Genomic DNA, 15,439 nt, shown 5'->3' with positions numbered 1-15,439 from the left:
CCTTGTGCCCCCGCCTTGGACTGGGTAAACTTTCCTCGGAGGTTCCCTTGAGCCTGGACCGTTCCTTGGAGGAGCTGGCCCGGCGCTTTGCCCGGGAGAGGCTTCTTCCCGAGGCCAGCCGCTACGACCGGGAGGCCGTTTTCCCTTGGCCCCTTTTCCGGGAGGCGGCCCGGCTGGGTTTCCCGGTTTTGCTGGTGCCGGAGGAGCTGGGCGGGGTGGGGCTTGGCCCTGTGGCCCTGACGGGGGTGGCCGAGGAGCTGGCCTACGCCTGTACCGGCCTGGCGGCGGCCCTCCTCCTCAACAATCTGGTGGCCGACGCCCTCCTCCTTTCGGGAAGCCCCTACGCCCAGGGCTTCCTCCCCCGGCTTCGGGAGGAGGTGGCCTCCTACGCCCTCACCGAGCCCCACGCCGGTTCGGACGTGGCCGCCCTGCGCACCCGGGCGGAGAAGGTGCCCGGGGGGTACCGCCTTTGGGGCCGCAAGACCTGGATCAGCCACGCCCCCGAGGCCCGCTTCTTCGTGGTCTTCGCCCGGGTGGCCGAGGGCCGGGAGGGGATCGCCGCCTTCCTCCTGGAGCGGGGGGAGGGGGTGGAGGTGGGCCCGCCCTTGCCCAAGCTGGGCCAGAAGGCCTCCCCGGCGGCGGAGGTGGCCCTGGAGGGGGTCTTGGTGCCCGAGGAGGGCCTGATCGCCCGGGAGGGCTTCCGGCTGGCCATGCGGGTTTTCAACCGCTCCCGGCCCATGGTGGCGGCCTTGGCCGTGGGGCTTTTGCGCCGGGCCCTGGACGAGGCCCTGGCCTACGCCACCCTGCGGGAGGCCTTTGGCCGGCCCCTGGTGGAACACCAGGGGGTGGGGTTCAAGCTGGCGGAGATGGCGGTGGACCTCGAGGCCGCCCGCCTCCTGGCCCGAAAGGCCGCCGAACAGGCCGAAAGGGGGGAGGATAACGCCTTCATGGCCGCCGCCGCCAAGGCCTTTGCGGCCGAGGCCGCGGAACGGGGGGCGGCGGAGGCGGTCCAGGTCTTCGGGGGCAACGGCTACAGCGAGGAGTACCCCGTGGCCAAGCTTTACCGGGACGCCAAGGTCCTCCGGATCTATGAGGGGACCTCGGAGATCCAGCGGCTCATCGTGTTGCGGGAGCTTTTGCGGAGGCGGTCATGAGGGAGGCGGTGATCCTCGAGGCGGTGCGCACGCCCATCGGCAAGCGGAACGGGGCCCTGAGGGACTGGCGGCCCGATGCCCTTTACGCCCGGGTCCTGGACGCCCTCTTGGAGCGGACGGGGATCGATCCCGCCCTGGTGGGGGACGTGGTCACGGGGTGCGTGACCCAAGCGGGGGAGCAGGGGGCCAACCTGGGGCGGCTTGCGGTCCTCCTCTCCCGCCTGCCCCGGGAGGTGCCGGCGGTGACCCTGAACCGCATGTGCGGTTCCTCCCAACAGGCGGTCCACTTCGCCGCCCAGGCCATCGCCGCCGGGGACCTGGACTTCGCCATCGCCGGGGGGGTGGAGAGCATGACCCGGGCCCCCATGTTCTCCGATATCGGGGGCGGCTTCCACACCCTGAACCCTGCCCTCTTCCAGAGGCACGAGCTGGTCCACCAGGGGGAGAGCGCCGAGCGCATCGCCGAGCGGTATGGGCTTAGCCGGGAGGAGCTGGACGGGTGGGCCTACCTCTCCCACCGGCGGGCGGCCCAGGCCACCCAGGAGGGCCGCTTCCGGGCCCAGATGGTCCCCCTGGAGGGCCTGGACGCCGAAGGGCGTCCTTTTCTCCTGGATTTTGACGAGGGCATCCGCCCCGATGCGGACTACGGGCGGATGCTGGCCCTCAAGCCCGTCTTCCGCCAAAACGGGGTGGTCACCGCCGGGAACGCCAGCCAGATCTCCGATGGGGCGGCGGCCCTCCTCCTGGGGGATAGGGAGAAGGCCGAGGCCCTGGGCCTCCGCCCCCGGGCCCGCTTCCGCGCCCGGGTGGTGGTGGCGGGGGACCCCACCTTGCAGCTTCTGGAGGTGATCCCCGCCACCCAGAAGGCCCTGGCGCGGGCGGGGCTTTCCCTAAAGGACCTGGACGTGATTGAGATCAACGAGGCCTTTGCCAGCGTGGTCCTGGCCTTCCTCCGGGCCTTCAACCCCGATCCGGAACGGGTGAACCCCAACGGGGGGGCCATCGCCCACGGCCACCCCTTGGGGGCCACGGGGGCCATCCTCATGACCAAACTCCTCCACGAGCTGGAGCGCACCGGGGGGGAGTTCGGCCTGCAGGTGATGTGCATCGGCCACGGCCAGGCCACGGCCACGGTGCTGCAAAGGATCTAGGGGGGAGTATGGAGCGGAGCGCTTTGGTGACGGGCGGGGCCTCGGGGCTGGGGCGGGCGGCGGCCCTGGCCCTCAAGGCCAAGGGGTACCGGGTGGTGGTCCTGGACCTGAAGGAGGGGGGGGACGAGGGGCTTCTCTACGCCGTGGGGGACGTGACCCGGGAAGGGGATGTGCTCCGGGCCCTCGAGGCCCTTCCCCAACCCCCCTTCGCCGTGGTGAACGCCGCCGGGATCGGCCTGGCCAAGAAGGTCCTGGGGCGGGAAGGCCCCCACGACCTGGAAAGCTTCCGTAGGGTGCTGGAGGTCAACCTGGTGGGGACCTTCAACGTGGTCCGCCTGGCCGCCTGGCGCATGCGGGAAAACCCCCCGGACGCCGAGGGGCAACGGGGGGTGGTGGTGAACACCGCCAGCGTGGCCGCCTTTGAGGGGCAGATCGGCCAGGCGGCCTACGCCGCTAGCAAGGGGGGCGTGGCGGCCCTGACCCTGCCCCTGGCCCGGGAGCTGGCGGAGTGGGGGGTCCGGGTGGTGACCGTGGCCCCGGGCCTCTTTGACACCCCTCTGCTCCAGGGGCTTCCCGAGAAAGCCAAGGCCTCTTTGGCGGAGCAGGTGCCCTTTCCCCGGCGCCTGGGCCGCCCCGAGGAGTACGCCCGCCTGGTCCTCCACGTGCTGGAAAACCCCATGCTCAACGGGGAGGTGATCCGCCTGGATGGCGCCTTGCGCATGGCCCCCCGGTAGGGTCCTGGACCTGACCCGCCTCCTCCCCGGGCCCCTGGCGGGAAAGGTTTTGGCCGAGCTGGGCCTTCCCGTCCTCAAGGTGGAGCCCCCAGGCGGCGACCCCCTGGCCGCCCTGGCCCCAGAGGCCTACCGCTTCCTGAACGGCAAGAAGGAGGTCCTGGTCCTGGACCTCAAGGCCGAGGAGGGGAGGGCCCGGCTCCTGGCGCTGGCCCGGGAAGCCGCGGTCCTCCTGGAGTCCAACCGCCCGGGGGTGATGGAGCGGCTAGGCTTGGGGCCGGAGGTCCTTCTGGAGGCCAACCCTCGGCTGGTCTATGCCCGGCTGCGCGGCTACCCCGAGACCCCCGATCCCGGCCACGACCTCACCTACCTGGCGGAGGCCGGCCTCCTTGGCCGCTTCCCCTGGCGGGCCTTCCAGTTCGCCGACCTGGCGGGGGCCTACGCCCTGGCCCTCAGCGTCCTAAAGGGGCTTCTCCTGGGGGGCGGGGTCTACGAGGTGGCCCTCTCCCAGGCGGTGGAGGCCATCGCCTACCCGCCCCTACCCTTCCTGGACGGCTCGGTCCTTTGCTACGGGGTCTACCCGGCCCGGGAGGGGGAGGTGGCCCTGGCGGCCCTGGAGCCCCACCTCTGGGCCCGGTTCTGCCAGAAGGCGGGGCTAGAGGAGCTTCTCCCCTCGGCCTTTAGCCCGAGGGACCCGGAACACCCGGCCTGCGCCCGGCTGCTTGCCTTTTTCCGGGAGAGGACCGCCTGGGATTGGGAGGCCTGGGCCCGGGAAGAGGGCCTTCCTTTGCGGGCGGTGCGGGGTTAGCGGGCCGTCCAGCCCAGGTCAATGGGGAAGACCGCCCCGGTGATGGCGCTGGCCTTTTCCGAGGCCAGGAAGAGGGCCAGCTCGGCCACCTCCTCGGGCTCAATGAGGCGGGGGATGGCTGCCTGGGCCAGGAAGACCTTGGCCGCCACCTCCTCCGGGGGGAGGCCCAGGGTGCGGGCCTGGTCCTGGACCTGGTTTTCCACCAGGGGGGTGCGCACGTAGGCGGGGGCGATGGCGTTTACGGTGACGCCGAAGGGGCCGGCCTCGAGGGCCACGGTCTTGGTCAGGCCCAAGAGGCCGTGCTTGGCAGCGATGTAGGCGCTCTTGTAGGGGCTGGCCACCAGGCCGTGGACGCTGGCGATGTTGAGGATCCGCCCCCAGCCCCTGGCCTTCATCCCCGGCAGGAGGGCCCGGATGAGCTGGAAGGGGGCGGTGAGCATCACCTGGAGCATCCTTTGCCAGACCTCCAGGGGGAAGGCCTCCACCGGGTCAATGTGCTGGAAACCGGCGTTGTTGACCAGGATCCCCGCCCCCAGCTCCGCGGCCTTCTGGCCCAGGGCGGCCACCGCCTCCGGGTCCGCGAGGTCGGCTTGGAGGAAAACCCCTCCCAGTTCCTCCGCCACCCTCGAGGCGTCCCTCACGTCGTGGACCAGGACCCTGGCCCCTTCCCGGGCGAAGGCCCGGGCCATGGCCAGGCCGATGCCGCTTCCCGCACCCGTGACGAGGACCGTCTTTCCTGCCAGGTTGCCCATAGGCCCAAGTCTACCCCTATTCCCAACCGGGGGCCTCGAGGGCCTCCTGAAGCCAGGAGAACACCTGACCGCAGTCGGGGAAGGGCTTCCCCAGGGCCCGGGCCAGGGGCTCGGCCAGGCTAGGGAAGGTGGCGCCCAGGACCGGCAGGAGATGGGAGTGGAAAAAGAGCCGGGTGGCCTGCCAGCCCTCCCTGGCCTGGGGTCCTTGGCAGGCCTTTTGCGCAAGCCCGAGCAGGTAGGCCAGATTGGCCCGGGGGTCGCGGGGGAGAAGGTCCACCCCCAGCCCGGCCTCCAGGGCGTAGACCAGGTCCAAGGCCGCCTGCCGCGCCTCCTCGGGGTCGCGGAAGTAGGGGGGGAAGGCCGAGCTGGGGTAGAGGCCCTGGAGGAGACTTAGGCCCTCCCGCACCCGTCCCCAGGCCGCCGGGGGCAGGTGGGGCCGGAGGGCGTCCGCGTGGATCCAGAGCCGCCAGAGGAGGAAAAACCCCAGGCGGTAGGCTTCCCTGCCCAACAGGAAGCCTTCGCGGTAGCGGGCCGCCACCCCCTCCGCCCCCAGGGCCATCTGGGCCATGAGCCCGGCCCGCAAGGGGGGGTCTACCCGGGGAACCAGGGCCTCCTGCACCGCCTCCAGGAGGGAGAAGGCCTGGGGCAGGAGGGGCCGAAGCCCGCCGGCTTCCTCCCCTGCCCGGCGGGCCTCGGCCCCCAGGGCCTCCAGCCGGGAAAGGAGGCCGGGGTAGGGGCCGAGGCGTCCTGACAGCAGGGCCAGGCCTTCCTCGAGGGCGGCCAGGGCCTCCGGGGAAGGGGCTTCGGCCAAGGCCTCCAGGGCCGCCCGGGCCACTTCCCCCGCCCAGAGAAGGCGCACCTCCTCCTCCCGGGCCAGCAGGAGGGGCTGGCCCAGGGCCAGGCCCAGAAGCCCCACCACCAGGGGCAAAGGCCAAACCGCCATGGCCGCTCCTTGCCCCCAGCATAGCCCAAACCCCGGGCCCCCGTGGGGACCCGGGGTGGGGCGAGGGGCCTTAGGCCGCCCCCTTGGCCTCCTTCCTCCTCAGGTCCTTCCAGAAGACCACCAGGGCGCTCACCACGTAGATGGAGCTGTAGGTGCCCACGAAGATGCCTACGAAGATGGCCAGGGCGAAGTCGCGGAGCACGCTTCCCCCCAGGAAGAGGAGGGCCAGGATGGGCAAGAGGGTGGTGAGGCTGGTCATCACCGTGCGGGAGAGGGTCTGGTTGATGGAGCGGTTCACCAGCTCCCGGTAGGCCAGGCCCCGGAGGAGCTTCTGGTTCTCCCGGATCCGGTCGGAGACCACGATGGAGTCGTTGATGGAGTAGCCCACGATGGTGAGGAGGGCGGCGATGGTGGGGATGGAGAACTCCAGCCCCAGGAGGCTGTACATCCCGGCCACGATGGCCACGTCGTGGGCCACAGCCAGGACGCTGGCCACCCCGAAGGTCCAGTCAAAGCGGAAGGCCACGTAGATGAGGATGAGCCCCAGGCCCACCAGCACGGCCATCACCGCGTCCCGCCTAAGTTCGGCCCCGATGGCCGGGCCCACGGTCTCCGAGGTGAGGACCGTGGCCTTGAGCTCGGAGGCGAAGAGCCTTTCCAGCTCTAGGCGCTTGGCGTCGGTCAGGGGCGGGAGCTTTAGGGAGAACTCCTTGTGGTCGGCGGTGGGGGCCTGGACCTCGGTGATCACCGCCTCCTTGGCGGGGAAGCCCTTGGCCTCCAGGAAGCGCCGTAGGGTGTCCACCCCCACCTCGGGGTCCGTGCGCAGGGTGTAGGCCGTCCCCCCCGTGAAGTCGATGGAGTAGTTGAAGCCCTTGGTGAAGACCACCCCAGCCGCGGCCACCGCCAGGAGCAGGGTGGCCACGGTGATGTACCGGGCCGGCCCCATGAAGTTGAACCGGGGGTCCACCAGCCACATGGGGGGGCGGATCTCCCCCCTCTCGGCCAGGCGTTCCAGGAGGTAGCGGCTGAAGATGAGGTTGGAGAAGACGCTGGCCACCACCCCGATGGCCAGGATCACGGCGAACCCCCGCACCGGCCCGGTGGCGTACTGGTACAGGGCCGCCGCGGCCAGGAGGTGGGCGATGTTCACGTCCAGGATGGTGAGGGTGGAGTGCTTGAAGCCCTCGGGGATGGCCTGGCGGAAGCGCTTGCCCGCCCGCAGCTCCTCCTTGATCCTCTCAAAGGAGAGGACGTTTCCGTCCACCGCTGCGCCCAGGGTGAGGACCAGGCCGGCGATGCCAGGCAGGGTCAGGGTGGCCCCCAGGCCCGAGAGGAGGCCCAGGATCAGGACCGCGGTGTAGAGGAGGCCCAAGGAGGCCACCAGGCCCAGGCTTGCCCCGTAGTAGGCGAAGATGAGGAGGAAGATGGCCAAGGTGCCGATGAGGGCCGAGCGGATGCCGGCCTGGATGGCGTCCTGCCCCAGGGTGGGGCCGATGGCCCGGATCTCCGCCACCTGAAGCGGCACGGGCAGGGCCCCAGAGCGCAGGACCAGGGCGATCTCGCTGGCTTCCTCGAGGCCGGAAAGCCCCTCGATCACCGCCTGCCCCCCGCTGATGGCCTGGCGGATCACGGGGGCGGTGTAGACCTTGCCGTCTAGGACGATGGCCAGCTGCTTGCCCACGTTGGCCCGGGTGACCTCCTCAAACTTCCTGGCCCCTTCGGGGGTGAAGGTGAGGGCCACCTGGGGGCGGCCAAACTGGTCAAAGACCGCCCGGGCGTCGGCCAGGTCCGAGCCGGTGAGGAGGGCAGGGCCCAGGTCCTCGGGCTTGATCAGGTCCTTTTCCAGGTCCTCCCGCTTGAGGCGGGGGTTTTCCCGCAGGGCCTGGTTGATCTGGGCCACGGTGGTGCCCGTGGCCCCCTCCTTGAGGATGCGGAACTCCAGGACGGCCCGCTGGCCGATGAGCTTAAGGGCCCGGTCCTGGTCGGCCTGGGAGAGGCCGGGAAGCTCCACCACGATCCGCTTCTGCCCCTGGATCTGGATGAGGGGCTCGGCCACCCCCAGGGCGTTGATGCGGTTTTCCAGGACGGTGCGGGCCTTTTCCAGGTCGTCGGGGGTGGGGTTATCCACCGCCGCTTCCAGCACGATGCGCAGGCCCCCTTTCAGGTCCAGGCCCAGCTTGACCTTGGGTTCGGTGGGAGCCCAGGGCTTCCAAAGGAAGAGGAGGGATGCCAGGAAGATCCCCAGCAGAAAGAGACCGTTGAAAAGCTTTCGGTTCATCAGGTTCCTCCGAGGAAAGAAGGGTTCCTAAGGCCGGGGAAGGCGCCTCCCTTGCCCCACCCCGCACCCCTTCCCGCGGTGCGGGGCATGGGGCAGGGGCCCTAGCCCCCCTCCAGCTGCAGGCGGCGGTAGAGGAGGTAAAGGGCTTGCCATGGGGGAGGGGGGAGGAGGGGGAGGGAAAGGGAGGGCTCTTCGGGCCTTGCCGGGCCTTCTGGGGGCTTGGGGGAAGGGAGGAAAAGGGGTTGGGGCCCCTTGCTACCCCGGTCCTCCTTGAGGGCCAGGGTGGGGGCATGGGCCAGGAACCCCGCGCCCTTCTCCTCCTTGGGGGTGGGGAGGGCTGCCCCTTGGAGGAGGAGGGCCAGGATGGCCCAAAAGGGGAGGATGCGCCCCCCAGCCACTCTTCCTCCTAGGCCGGGATCTCCACCATCTGGAAGGCCTCGAGGATGTCCCCTTCCTGGAACTCGTCAAACCCCTCCAGGCCGATCCCGCACTCGTACCCCTGGGCCACCTCCCGCACGTCCTCCTTGAAGCGCTTGAGGCTGGCGATGCGCCCCTTCCAGATCTCCTGCCCCTTGCGCAGGACACGCACCTCGGCGCTCCGGGGGACCTTGCCCTGGGTGACCATGCACCCCGCCACCTGCTTCCCCCCGGGTAGGCGGAAGATGGCCCGCACCTCGGCCCGGCCCAGGACCTCCTCCTTGTACTGGGGCTCCCTTTGCCCCTTGACCATGGTCCGTACCTCGTCGATGAGGTCGTAGATGATGCGGAAGGTCTTGAGGAGGACGCCCTTCTGCTCCGCGGCCTTCTTCACCGAACCCGCCGGGTTCACGCCGAAGGCCAGGATGGCCGCCCCCGAGGTCTGGGCCAGGAGGACGTCCGACTCCGTGGGGGCCCCCACCTGGGCCAGGAGGACGTTGATCTGCACCTCCTCCGTGCTCTCCTTAGCCAGGATATGTTGGATGGCCTCCAAGGAACCCTGGGTATCCGCCCGCAGGATGAGGTTTACCTCCTTCTTCCCCTCCTCCTGCAAGGCCCTCAGGAGGTCGGCCATGGTCTTGGGGCGGCGCTCCCTTTCCGCCTCCTCCTTGGCCCGGCGTTCCTCCTTGCGCTCCTCGGTGATTTCCTTGGCGGCCTCGAGGTCCGGCACCCATTCCACCACATCCCCGGCGTGGGGGAGTTCCTGGAAGCCCAGGACCTGAACGGCGCTTCCCGGCCCCGCCTCCTTGCGCTGCTGGCCGTCGGCATCCATCATGGCCCGGATGCGGCCCAAGACCTCCCCAGCCACCACGTAGTCCCCCACGCGGAAGGTGCCCTCCTGGACCAGGATGTTGGCGATGATCCCCGCCTGCTTGTCCAGCCGCGACTCCAGGACCACCCCCCGGGGCTCGGCGTTGGGGTCCGCCCGGTAGTCCTCCAGCTCGGCGATGAGGAGGATCATCTCCAAGAGGTCCTGCACCCCCATCCCGGTCTTGGCGCTGATGGGCACCACGATGGCCTCTCCCCCGTACTCCTCCGGGACAAACCCCCGCTCCATCAGCTGCCGCTTGACCCGGTCGGGGTCGGCCTGGGGCAGGTCCATCTTGTTCAGGGCGAAGAGGATCTTGGCCCCGGCGGCCTTGGCGTGGGCGATGGCCTCGTCGGTCTGGGGCATGATCCCGTCGTCGGCGGCGATGACGATGACGGCGATGTCCGCCACCCTGGCCCCCCGCTGCCGGATGCTGGTGAAGGCCTCGTGCCCCGGGGTGTCGATGAAGACCACGGTGCCCTGGGGGGTCTTCACCTCAAAGGCGCCCACGTGCTGGGTGATCCCTCCCGCCTCCTTCTCGGCGATGCGGCTTTTGCGCAGGTAGTCCAGGAGGGTGGTCTTGCCGTGGTCCACGTGGCCCATGATGACCACCACCGGGGGGCGGCGGGGGAGGCTTTTCCTCCGCTCCTCCTCGGCCAGCCTTGCCTGCAGCCCCCGTTGCTCCCGGACGAGTTCCCGCACCGCCTCCGCGTCCTCCTCGGAAAGGGTGGAGGCGTGGGATTTGTAGGGAACCCCCATCTGGGAAAGGAGCTCCAGGAGCTCTTCGTTTTCCATGCCCAGCTCTTTAGCCAGCTGGTAGATGCGTATTTTGGCCATTCTGACCTCCTAAGAGGGCGGCCAGGGCCTCGGCAAGGGCCTTGGCCCGGCCCCCAGCAAAGCGCCTAAGTTTCTTTTCCGTCCAGCAGTCCGGGTTGTCGGGGCAGACGTAAGCCCCCCGGCCCGGAAGCTTGCCCGTGGGGTCCATGCGGAACCCCTCGGGGGTGAGGAGGATGCGCAAGAGTTCCCCTTTGGGCCGCCTTTTGCGGCAGGCCACGCACATGCGCAAGGGGACGTGGCGCGTCATTCCGAAAGGTCCTTGAAGAGCTTCTCAAACTCCTCCTTGGCCCGGGAGGGAGCCTCCGCCTCCTCCAGGGCGGCCCGGCGGATGGCCTCGTCCAGGTCGGAGATCTCCGCCTCCTCAAAGTGGATGTCGTAGCCCGTGAGCTTGGAGGCCAGGCGGACGTTCTGCCCCCCGGTGCCGATGGCCAAGGAGTGCTGGTCCTTGGTCACCTTGACCCGGGCTTTCTTGCCCTCGGGTTCCAGCTCAATGGAGCCCACCTGGGCGGGGGAAAGGGCGTTGCGGATGAAGTCTTTGGGGTCTTTGGCCCACTGGATGATGTCCACCTTCTCCCGGCCCAGCTCGGCGGAGACCGCCTGGATGCGCTGCCCCTTGTGGCCGATGCAGGCCCCGATGGGGTCCACGTTGGGGTTGTGGCTCATCACCGCCACCTTGCTCCTGCGGCCCGGCTCGCGGGCGATGGCCTTGATCTCCACGATGCCCTCGGCGATCTCCGGCACCTCCTGCTTGAGGAGGTGTTCCAAAAGCCTCTCGTGGGCCCGGCTCACGATGAGGGAAGGGCCCTTGGCGGAGCGGTCCACCTTCTTCAGGTAGACCTTGAGGCGCTGGCCCGGGTAGTACTTCTCCGTGGGGATCTGCTCGCTTTTGGGCAGGTAGGCCTCTCCCCGGCCCAGCTCCACGAAGACGTTGCCCCGGTTGTCCACCCGGGTCACCACCCCGGTGAGGACCTGCCCTTCCTTGTCCTTGTACTCGTTGTAGATGCGGTTGCGTTCGGACTCCTTGAGGCGCTGGGTGAGGATCTGGCGCAGGTCCTGGATGGCCATGCGGGAGAGGGCCTCGGGGTCAATGGGGAACTCCATCTCGTCGCCCAACTGGACCTCGGGGTCGTACTGCAGGGCCTCGGCTAGGGCGATCTCCTTATCGGGGTCCTCCACCTTCTCCACCACGGTGCGGACCTCCACCATCTCGATCCGCCCCGTCTGGGGGTCAATGTACACGTCCACCACGGGCCCCTTGCCCTCGTCGATCTCCTCCTTGCGGTAGCCCTTTTGTCGTTTGATGTAGGCCTTGCGTAGGGCTTCCTTAAAGGCCTCCAGAACCTCGTCCGTGGTGACCCCGCGCTCCAGGGCCAGTTGCTGCATGGCGTCTATGAACTCCCGGTTCATGCTTCCTCCTACCTTGGCTCCTCAGGCCATTCGGCCAGCTGGGCGCGGAAGGTGCCGATCTTGAGGCGCTTCTCCTCAGGGCCCACCTGGAAGACCACTTCCTCCCCCTCCAGGCGGAGGATCCTCCCGGTGAACCCCTCGGGGCCCGGTACCTTGGCCTTCAGGCCCTGGAAGCGCTCAAAGTGGCGGCGGGTGAAGAGGGGCCGCTTGGGTCCGGGGGACTCCACCAGGAGGCGGTAGCTGCCGGGGATGGGGTCTTCCCGGTCCAGGGCCGCCTCGATGGCCCGGCTGGCCCGTTCCAGGTCGGCCACGGAGATGGGCCGCTCGTCTTTGCGTTCCAGGCGCACCAACACCTCCCCCGGGGCCTCCTTGACCTCCAGGACCTCGAGGTCCAAGGGTTCCACCGCTTCCTCCACTAGCCGCCAAAGGTCTAAAGGCACCTTTCGCACCTCCCTTCACAAAGGAAGGGTGGGTTTACACCCACCCCCCTCCCTTGGGAGCACTGGCCCTAGTCTACACCTGAGGGGCCCTTGACCACAACCCCTTTAGCCTGGTAGACTCAAGGTTGCCGGTCCTATCCCGGCCCAAATCCATGGGGGTGAACGGTCTCGACGGGGGTCGCCGAGGGTGCGGCTGCGCGCCGGGGTGCGGGTGGCCCCGGAAAAACCCGCAAAAGAATAAAGGCCAACAAGCCTGCTTACGCCCTCGCGGCTTAACGCCCGCGACCTCGCCTGGAAGCCCTGCCGGGGGCTCGCCAGCGCGGGGACACCAAACCCGGCTAGCCGAAGGCCAGGCCCCGTAGCCTGAGGCGAACACGCGCGGGGCTCACCCTGGGCCGCCCGTCCGCGGGCTAAGCCCAGGGGACATCCCAAACGCGGACTACGCGCGTAGAGGCCCACCGTAGGGACTTTCGGACGGGGGTTCAACTCCCCCCACCTCCACCAAAAGGGCGCCCCGAGGGGCGCCTTTCCCTTTTTCCGTACCCCTTCGGACATTCCTCCCCCGCCCGGGCTGCTAAAGTGGACTTGGTGCCTAGGGGCACCTCCTTCGGGGCGGGGTGGAAGTCCCCACCGGCGGTGAAAGCCCGCGAAGCCCTACAGGGGCCCGACCCGGTGGAACTCCGGGGCCGACGGTGAAAGTCCGGATGGGAGAAGGAGGGCCGTTTGCGAGACCTGGACGAGCGTTTTCTCGGTAGAGCCTTGCAGCTGGCGGAAAGGGCCCGGGGGCACACCCATCCCAACCCCATGGTGGGGGCGGTGCTGGTCCGGGAGGGCCGCATCGTGGGCGAGGGGTTCCACCCCCGGGCGGGGGAGCCCCACGCCGAGGTCTTCGCCCTGCGCCAGGCGGGGGAGCTGGCCCGGGGGGCCACGGCCTACCTCACCCTGGAGCCCTGCGACCACTTTGGCCGCACCCCTCCTTGTTCCCTGGCCCTGCTCCAGGCGGGCGTGGCCCGGGTGGTGGTGGCGGCCCGGGACGAGAACCCGCGGGCCAAAGGCGGCCTGGAGCGCCTGCGGGCGGCGGGGGTGCAGGTGGAGGCCGGGCTTTTGGAAGGGGAGGCCTGGGCGCAGAACGAGGCCTTCTTTACCGCCCAGCGCAAGGGACGGCCCTTCGTCCTCCTCAAGGCCGCCCTCACCCTGGACGGGAAGGTGGCGGCCCTTTCTGGGGATGCCCGCTACGTTTCCTCGGAGGAGAGCCGCCGCCTGGCCCAGGCCTACCGCCAGTGGCTCCCCGCGGTGGTGGTGGGGGTAGGGACCGTCCTGCAGGACGATCCCGAGCTCACCGTGCGCCAGCCCGACTTCCGCCCCTTCCCCTGGATGCTGGAGCCCCCGCCCCTGAGGGATCCGGCCAAGGTGGTGCTGGACACCGAGGCCCGCACCCCGCCCACGGCCCGGCTTTTCCGCCCCGGCCCCCGGGGGGAGGAGGCCCGGGTCTACATCCTGGCGGGAAGGGGGGCCCCCAAGGCCCGGCTTTCCGCCCTGGAGCGGGCCGGGGCCAGGGTGGTGGAACTCCCCCGGGAAGGGGGGCGGGTGGGCCTCGAGGCCGCCTTGGCCTTCCTCCTGGAGGAGGGCCTGGATGGCCTTTTGCTGGAGGGGGGGCCCAGGGTGGCCGGGGCCTTCCTGGAACGGGGCCTGGTGGACAAGGTGGCCCTCTTCCTGGCTCCCAAGCTCCTAGGGGAGGGGCGGGGGATGCTGGAGGGCCTGGTGCGGGCGCGCATGGCCGAGGCCCTTAGGCTTCGCCTGGTGCGCCGGCAGTGGCTTTCCGAGGACCTTTGGCTGGAAGGATACCTGGAGGTGTAGGTGTTCACGGGACTGGTTGAGGAAACGGGCGAGATCGTGGAGGTGGAGGAAGGCCCTTTCTTGCGGGTGCGCATCGCCGCACGGGAGGTGCTTTCTGACCTGAAGGTGGGGGACTCGGTGGCGGTGGACGGCGCCTGCCTCACGGCGGTGGCCGTGGACGGGGAGGGGTTTTGGGTGGAGTTGAGCCAGGAAACCCTGGCCCGCACCGCCCCCACCTGGCGGGTGGGGCACCGGCCCAACCTGGAGCGGGCCCTCAAGGTGGGGGACCGGCTCGGGGGGCATTTCGTCACCGGGCACGTGGATGGGGTGGCGGACCTTCTCCGGGTAGAGGAAGCGCCCGGGGCCAGAAACTACCATTTCCGCCCTCCCAAGGGGTACGCCCGCTACATCGCCGAGAAGGGAAGCGTGGCCCTGAACGGGGTTTCCCTCACCGTGGCGGGCCTAGTGGGGGAGGGGTTCTTCGTCACCCTCATCCCCCACACCCTTGGCGTGACCAACCTGGGCCGCCTGCGCCCGGGGGACCGGGTGAACCTGGAGGTGGACCTGATCGCCCGCTACCTGGAGCGCCTCATGAGGGGGGAGTGATGGCAGGACTGGCCAGCATAGGAGAACTTCTGGAAGAGCTTCGCCAGGGCCGCCCGGTGATCCTGGTGGACGACGAGGACCGGGAGAACGAGGGCGACCTCATCATGGCCGCGGAGCACGTGACCCCGGAGTGGGTGAACTTCATGCTGAAGGAATGCCGGGGGCTTCTCTGCGTGGCCCTGCCCGAGGAAAGGGCCAAGGCCCTGGACCTCCCCCCCATGGTGGAGCGGAACCAGGATCCCCAGGGTACCCGGTTCACCGTGAGCGTGGACGCCCGGGGGACCACCACCGGGATCTCCGCCTTTGAGCGGGCGGCCACCATAAGGCTCCTGGCCGATCCGGAGGCCGGCCCCCAGGACTTCCGCCGCCCGGGGCACATCTTCCCCCTGGTGGCCCGGCCCGGGGGGGTCTTGCGCCGCGCGGGCCACACCGAGGCCACGGTGGACCTCCTGCGCCTGGCGGGGCTGACCCCGGTGGGGAGCCTGATTGAGATCCTCAAGGAAGACGGCACCATGGCCCGCCTGCCCGACCTCCTGGCCTTCGCCGAGGGGCATGGCCTCAAGGTGGGCACCATCGCCGACCTGATCCGCTACCGCCTGGAGAAGGGGGATCTCTACGTGCGGCGGGAGGCGGAGGCCCTCCTGCCCACCCGCTTCGGCGAGTTTCGCATCCTGGGGTACCGGGATGCCCTTACGGGGGAGGAGCACGCCGCCTTGGTCATGGGCTCCTGGGCCCCCGAGGAGCCGGTGCTGGTGCGCATGCACTCCGAGTGCCTCACCGGGGATGCCCTGCACTCCCTGCGCTGCGACTGCGGCTTCCAGCGGGACCTGGCCCTGGAGCGCATCGCCCGGGAGGGGAAGGGGGTCTTGGTCTACCTGCGCCAGGAAGGGCGGGGGATCGGCCTCGTCAACAAGATCCGCGCCTACCGCCTCCAGGACCAGGGCCTGGACACCGTGGAGGCCAACCTGGCCCTGGGCTTCCCCCCGGACCTGCGGGACTACGGGGTGGGGGCGCAGATCCTCTACGACCTGGGGGTGCGGAAGATGCGCCTCCTCACCAATAACCCCCGCAAGGTCAAGGCCCTTTCCGGTTTCGGCATAGAGATCGTGGAGCGCGTGCCCCTGCGGGCCGGGGACAACCCCCACAACGAGCGCTACCTGCAGGCCAAGAAGGAGAAGCTGGGACACTGGATGGACTAGGGGCCCGGGATA

General features: G+C 69.7%; 15 protein-coding genes, 1 other RNA gene and 1 riboswitch. Of the genes, 8 read left to right on the top strand and 8 right to left on the bottom strand.

Translation table 11 applies throughout. The annotated features are described in order from the left end of the window. Nucleotides 1-47 precede the first annotated feature (47 nt). From TCCBUS3UF1_RS07235 to TCCBUS3UF1_RS07220, 4 genes are read left to right on the top strand one after another with little or no spacing between them, the layout of a single operon-like run. Entirely contained in the window at nucleotides 48-1,154 is a 1,107-nt protein-coding gene (locus TCCBUS3UF1_RS07235) for an acyl-CoA dehydrogenase family protein (RefSeq protein WP_014515863.1), read from the top strand. After that, complete coding sequence (locus TCCBUS3UF1_RS07230) at nucleotides 1,151-2,305, top strand: thiolase family protein (RefSeq protein ID WP_014515862.1); 1,155 nt, start codon at nucleotides 1,151-1,153, stop codon at nucleotides 2,303-2,305. The genes TCCBUS3UF1_RS07235 and TCCBUS3UF1_RS07230 overlap by 4 nt, the downstream gene beginning before the upstream one ends. Nucleotides 2,306-2,313: 8 nt before the next feature. Further along, nucleotides 2,314-3,039 carry an SDR family NAD(P)-dependent oxidoreductase gene (locus TCCBUS3UF1_RS07225; protein WP_014515861.1) on the top strand — a complete coding sequence of 242 codons (726 nt, stop codon included), beginning with the start codon at nucleotides 2,314-2,316 and terminating at the stop codon, nucleotides 3,037-3,039. Next, a complete protein-coding gene (locus TCCBUS3UF1_RS07220) occupies nucleotides 3,011-3,844 on the top strand; it encodes a CoA transferase (protein WP_014515860.1) in 834 nt (277 codons plus the stop codon). The genes TCCBUS3UF1_RS07225 and TCCBUS3UF1_RS07220 overlap by 29 nt, the downstream gene beginning before the upstream one ends. Here TCCBUS3UF1_RS07220 and TCCBUS3UF1_RS07215 read toward each other — a convergent pair. The 8 genes from TCCBUS3UF1_RS07215 to rimP all read right to left on the bottom strand — a co-directional run bounded on the left by TCCBUS3UF1_RS07215 (nucleotide 3,841) and on the right by rimP (nucleotide 11,786). Beyond that, entirely contained in the window at nucleotides 3,841-4,596 is a 756-nt protein-coding gene (locus TCCBUS3UF1_RS07215; protein WP_014515859.1) for a 3-hydroxybutyrate dehydrogenase, read from the bottom strand. The genes TCCBUS3UF1_RS07220 and TCCBUS3UF1_RS07215 overlap by 4 nt on opposite strands. 16 nt (nucleotides 4,597-4,612) lie before the next feature. Next, nucleotides 4,613-5,539 (bottom strand): hypothetical protein, encoded by a 927-nt coding sequence (locus TCCBUS3UF1_RS07210; RefSeq protein WP_014515858.1) that lies wholly within the window; start codon nucleotides 5,537-5,539, stop codon nucleotides 4,613-4,615. A gap of 70 nt (nucleotides 5,540-5,609) precedes the next feature. After that, nucleotides 5,610-7,817 carry a protein translocase subunit SecD gene (gene secD / locus TCCBUS3UF1_RS07205; RefSeq protein ID WP_014515857.1) on the bottom strand — a complete coding sequence of 736 codons (2,208 nt, stop codon included), beginning with the start codon at nucleotides 7,815-7,817 and terminating at the stop codon, nucleotides 5,610-5,612. A 101-nt stretch (nucleotides 7,818-7,918) separates the two neighbouring features. Beyond that, entirely contained in the window at nucleotides 7,919-8,215 is a 297-nt protein-coding gene (locus TCCBUS3UF1_RS07200; RefSeq protein WP_014515856.1) for a hypothetical protein, read from the bottom strand. A gap of 8 nt (nucleotides 8,216-8,223) precedes the next feature. After that, nucleotides 8,224-9,939: a translation initiation factor IF-2 gene (gene infB, locus TCCBUS3UF1_RS07195; protein WP_014515855.1), complete on the bottom strand. Its 1,716-nt coding sequence runs from the start codon at nucleotides 9,937-9,939 to the stop codon at nucleotides 8,224-8,226. After that, nucleotides 9,908-10,186, bottom strand: coding sequence for a YlxR family protein (locus TCCBUS3UF1_RS07190; protein ID WP_014515854.1), 279 nt, complete (start codon nucleotides 10,184-10,186; stop codon nucleotides 9,908-9,910). Before TCCBUS3UF1_RS07190 ends, infB begins: the two co-directional genes overlap by 32 nt. Continuing rightward, nucleotides 10,183-11,346: a transcription termination factor NusA gene (gene nusA, locus TCCBUS3UF1_RS07185; RefSeq protein ID WP_014515853.1), complete on the bottom strand. Its 1,164-nt coding sequence runs from the start codon at nucleotides 11,344-11,346 to the stop codon at nucleotides 10,183-10,185. Before nusA ends, TCCBUS3UF1_RS07190 begins: the two co-directional genes overlap by 4 nt. A gap of 8 nt (nucleotides 11,347-11,354) precedes the next feature. Beyond that, nucleotides 11,355-11,786 carry a ribosome maturation factor RimP gene (rimP, locus tag TCCBUS3UF1_RS07180; RefSeq protein WP_014515852.1) on the bottom strand — a complete coding sequence of 144 codons (432 nt, stop codon included), beginning with the start codon at nucleotides 11,784-11,786 and terminating at the stop codon, nucleotides 11,355-11,357. A gap of 154 nt (nucleotides 11,787-11,940) precedes the next feature. On the opposite strand from rimP, the gene ssrA reads away from it, so the two are divergent. The 4 genes from ssrA (at nucleotide 11,941) to TCCBUS3UF1_RS07165 (ending at nucleotide 15,427) form a co-directional block, all read left to right on the top strand. Further along, nucleotides 11,941-12,290: a transfer-messenger RNA gene (ssrA, locus tag TCCBUS3UF1_RS11610) on the top strand. A 95-nt stretch (nucleotides 12,291-12,385) separates the two neighbouring features. Further along, a riboswitch (FMN riboswitch) is annotated at nucleotides 12,386-12,506 on the top strand. Nucleotides 12,507-12,509: 3 nt separating this feature from the next. After that, nucleotides 12,510-13,643: a bifunctional diaminohydroxyphosphoribosylaminopyrimidine deaminase/5-amino-6-(5-phosphoribosylamino)uracil reductase RibD gene (ribD, locus tag TCCBUS3UF1_RS07175; protein ID WP_014515851.1), complete on the top strand. Its 1,134-nt coding sequence runs from the start codon at nucleotides 12,510-12,512 to the stop codon at nucleotides 13,641-13,643. Continuing rightward, nucleotides 13,644-14,228: a riboflavin synthase gene (locus tag TCCBUS3UF1_RS07170; RefSeq protein ID WP_014515850.1), complete on the top strand. Its 585-nt coding sequence runs from the start codon at nucleotides 13,644-13,646 to the stop codon at nucleotides 14,226-14,228. Next, nucleotides 14,228-15,427 carry a bifunctional 3,4-dihydroxy-2-butanone-4-phosphate synthase/GTP cyclohydrolase II gene (locus TCCBUS3UF1_RS07165; RefSeq protein WP_014515849.1) on the top strand — a complete coding sequence of 400 codons (1,200 nt, stop codon included), beginning with the start codon at nucleotides 14,228-14,230 and terminating at the stop codon, nucleotides 15,425-15,427. The genes TCCBUS3UF1_RS07170 and TCCBUS3UF1_RS07165 overlap by 1 nt, the downstream gene beginning before the upstream one ends. Nucleotides 15,428-15,439 lie beyond the last annotated feature (12 nt).

The organism is Thermus sp. CCB_US3_UF1, assembly GCF_000236585.1.
Classification (GTDB): Bacteria; Deinococcota; Deinococci; order Deinococcales; family Thermaceae; genus Thermus.
Note: the sequence above shows the minus strand (reverse complement) of the source record. Positions and strands in the feature narration are given on the sequence as shown.

Coding starts and splice junctions, on each gene's coding strand:
- TCCBUS3UF1_RS07230 (WP_014515862.1), top strand. CDS start 1,151: ATGAGGGAGGCGGTGATCCTCGAGGCGGTGCGCACGCCCATCGGCAAG.
- TCCBUS3UF1_RS07225 (WP_014515861.1), top strand. CDS start 2,314: ATGGAGCGGAGCGCTTTGGTGACGGGCGGGGCCTCGGGGCTGGGGCGG.
- TCCBUS3UF1_RS07220 (WP_014515860.1), top strand. CDS start 3,011: ATGGCGCCTTGCGCATGGCCCCCCGGTAGGGTCCTGGACCTGACCCGC.
- TCCBUS3UF1_RS07215 (WP_014515859.1), bottom strand. CDS start 4,596: ATGGGCAACCTGGCAGGAAAGACGGTCCTCGTCACGGGTGCGGGAAGC.
- TCCBUS3UF1_RS07210 (WP_014515858.1), bottom strand. CDS start 5,539: ATGGCGGTTTGGCCTTTGCCCCTGGTGGTGGGGCTTCTGGGCCTGGCC.
- secD (WP_014515857.1), bottom strand. CDS start 7,817: ATGAACCGAAAGCTTTTCAACGGTCTCTTTCTGCTGGGGATCTTCCTG.
- infB (WP_014515855.1), bottom strand. CDS start 9,939: ATGGCCAAAATACGCATCTACCAGCTGGCTAAAGAGCTGGGCATGGAA.
- TCCBUS3UF1_RS07190 (WP_014515854.1), bottom strand. CDS start 10,186: ATGACGCGCCACGTCCCCTTGCGCATGTGCGTGGCCTGCCGCAAAAGG.
- nusA (WP_014515853.1), bottom strand. CDS start 11,346: ATGAACCGGGAGTTCATAGACGCCATGCAGCAACTGGCCCTGGAGCGC.
- TCCBUS3UF1_RS07165 (WP_014515849.1), top strand. CDS start 14,228: ATGGCAGGACTGGCCAGCATAGGAGAACTTCTGGAAGAGCTTCGCCAG.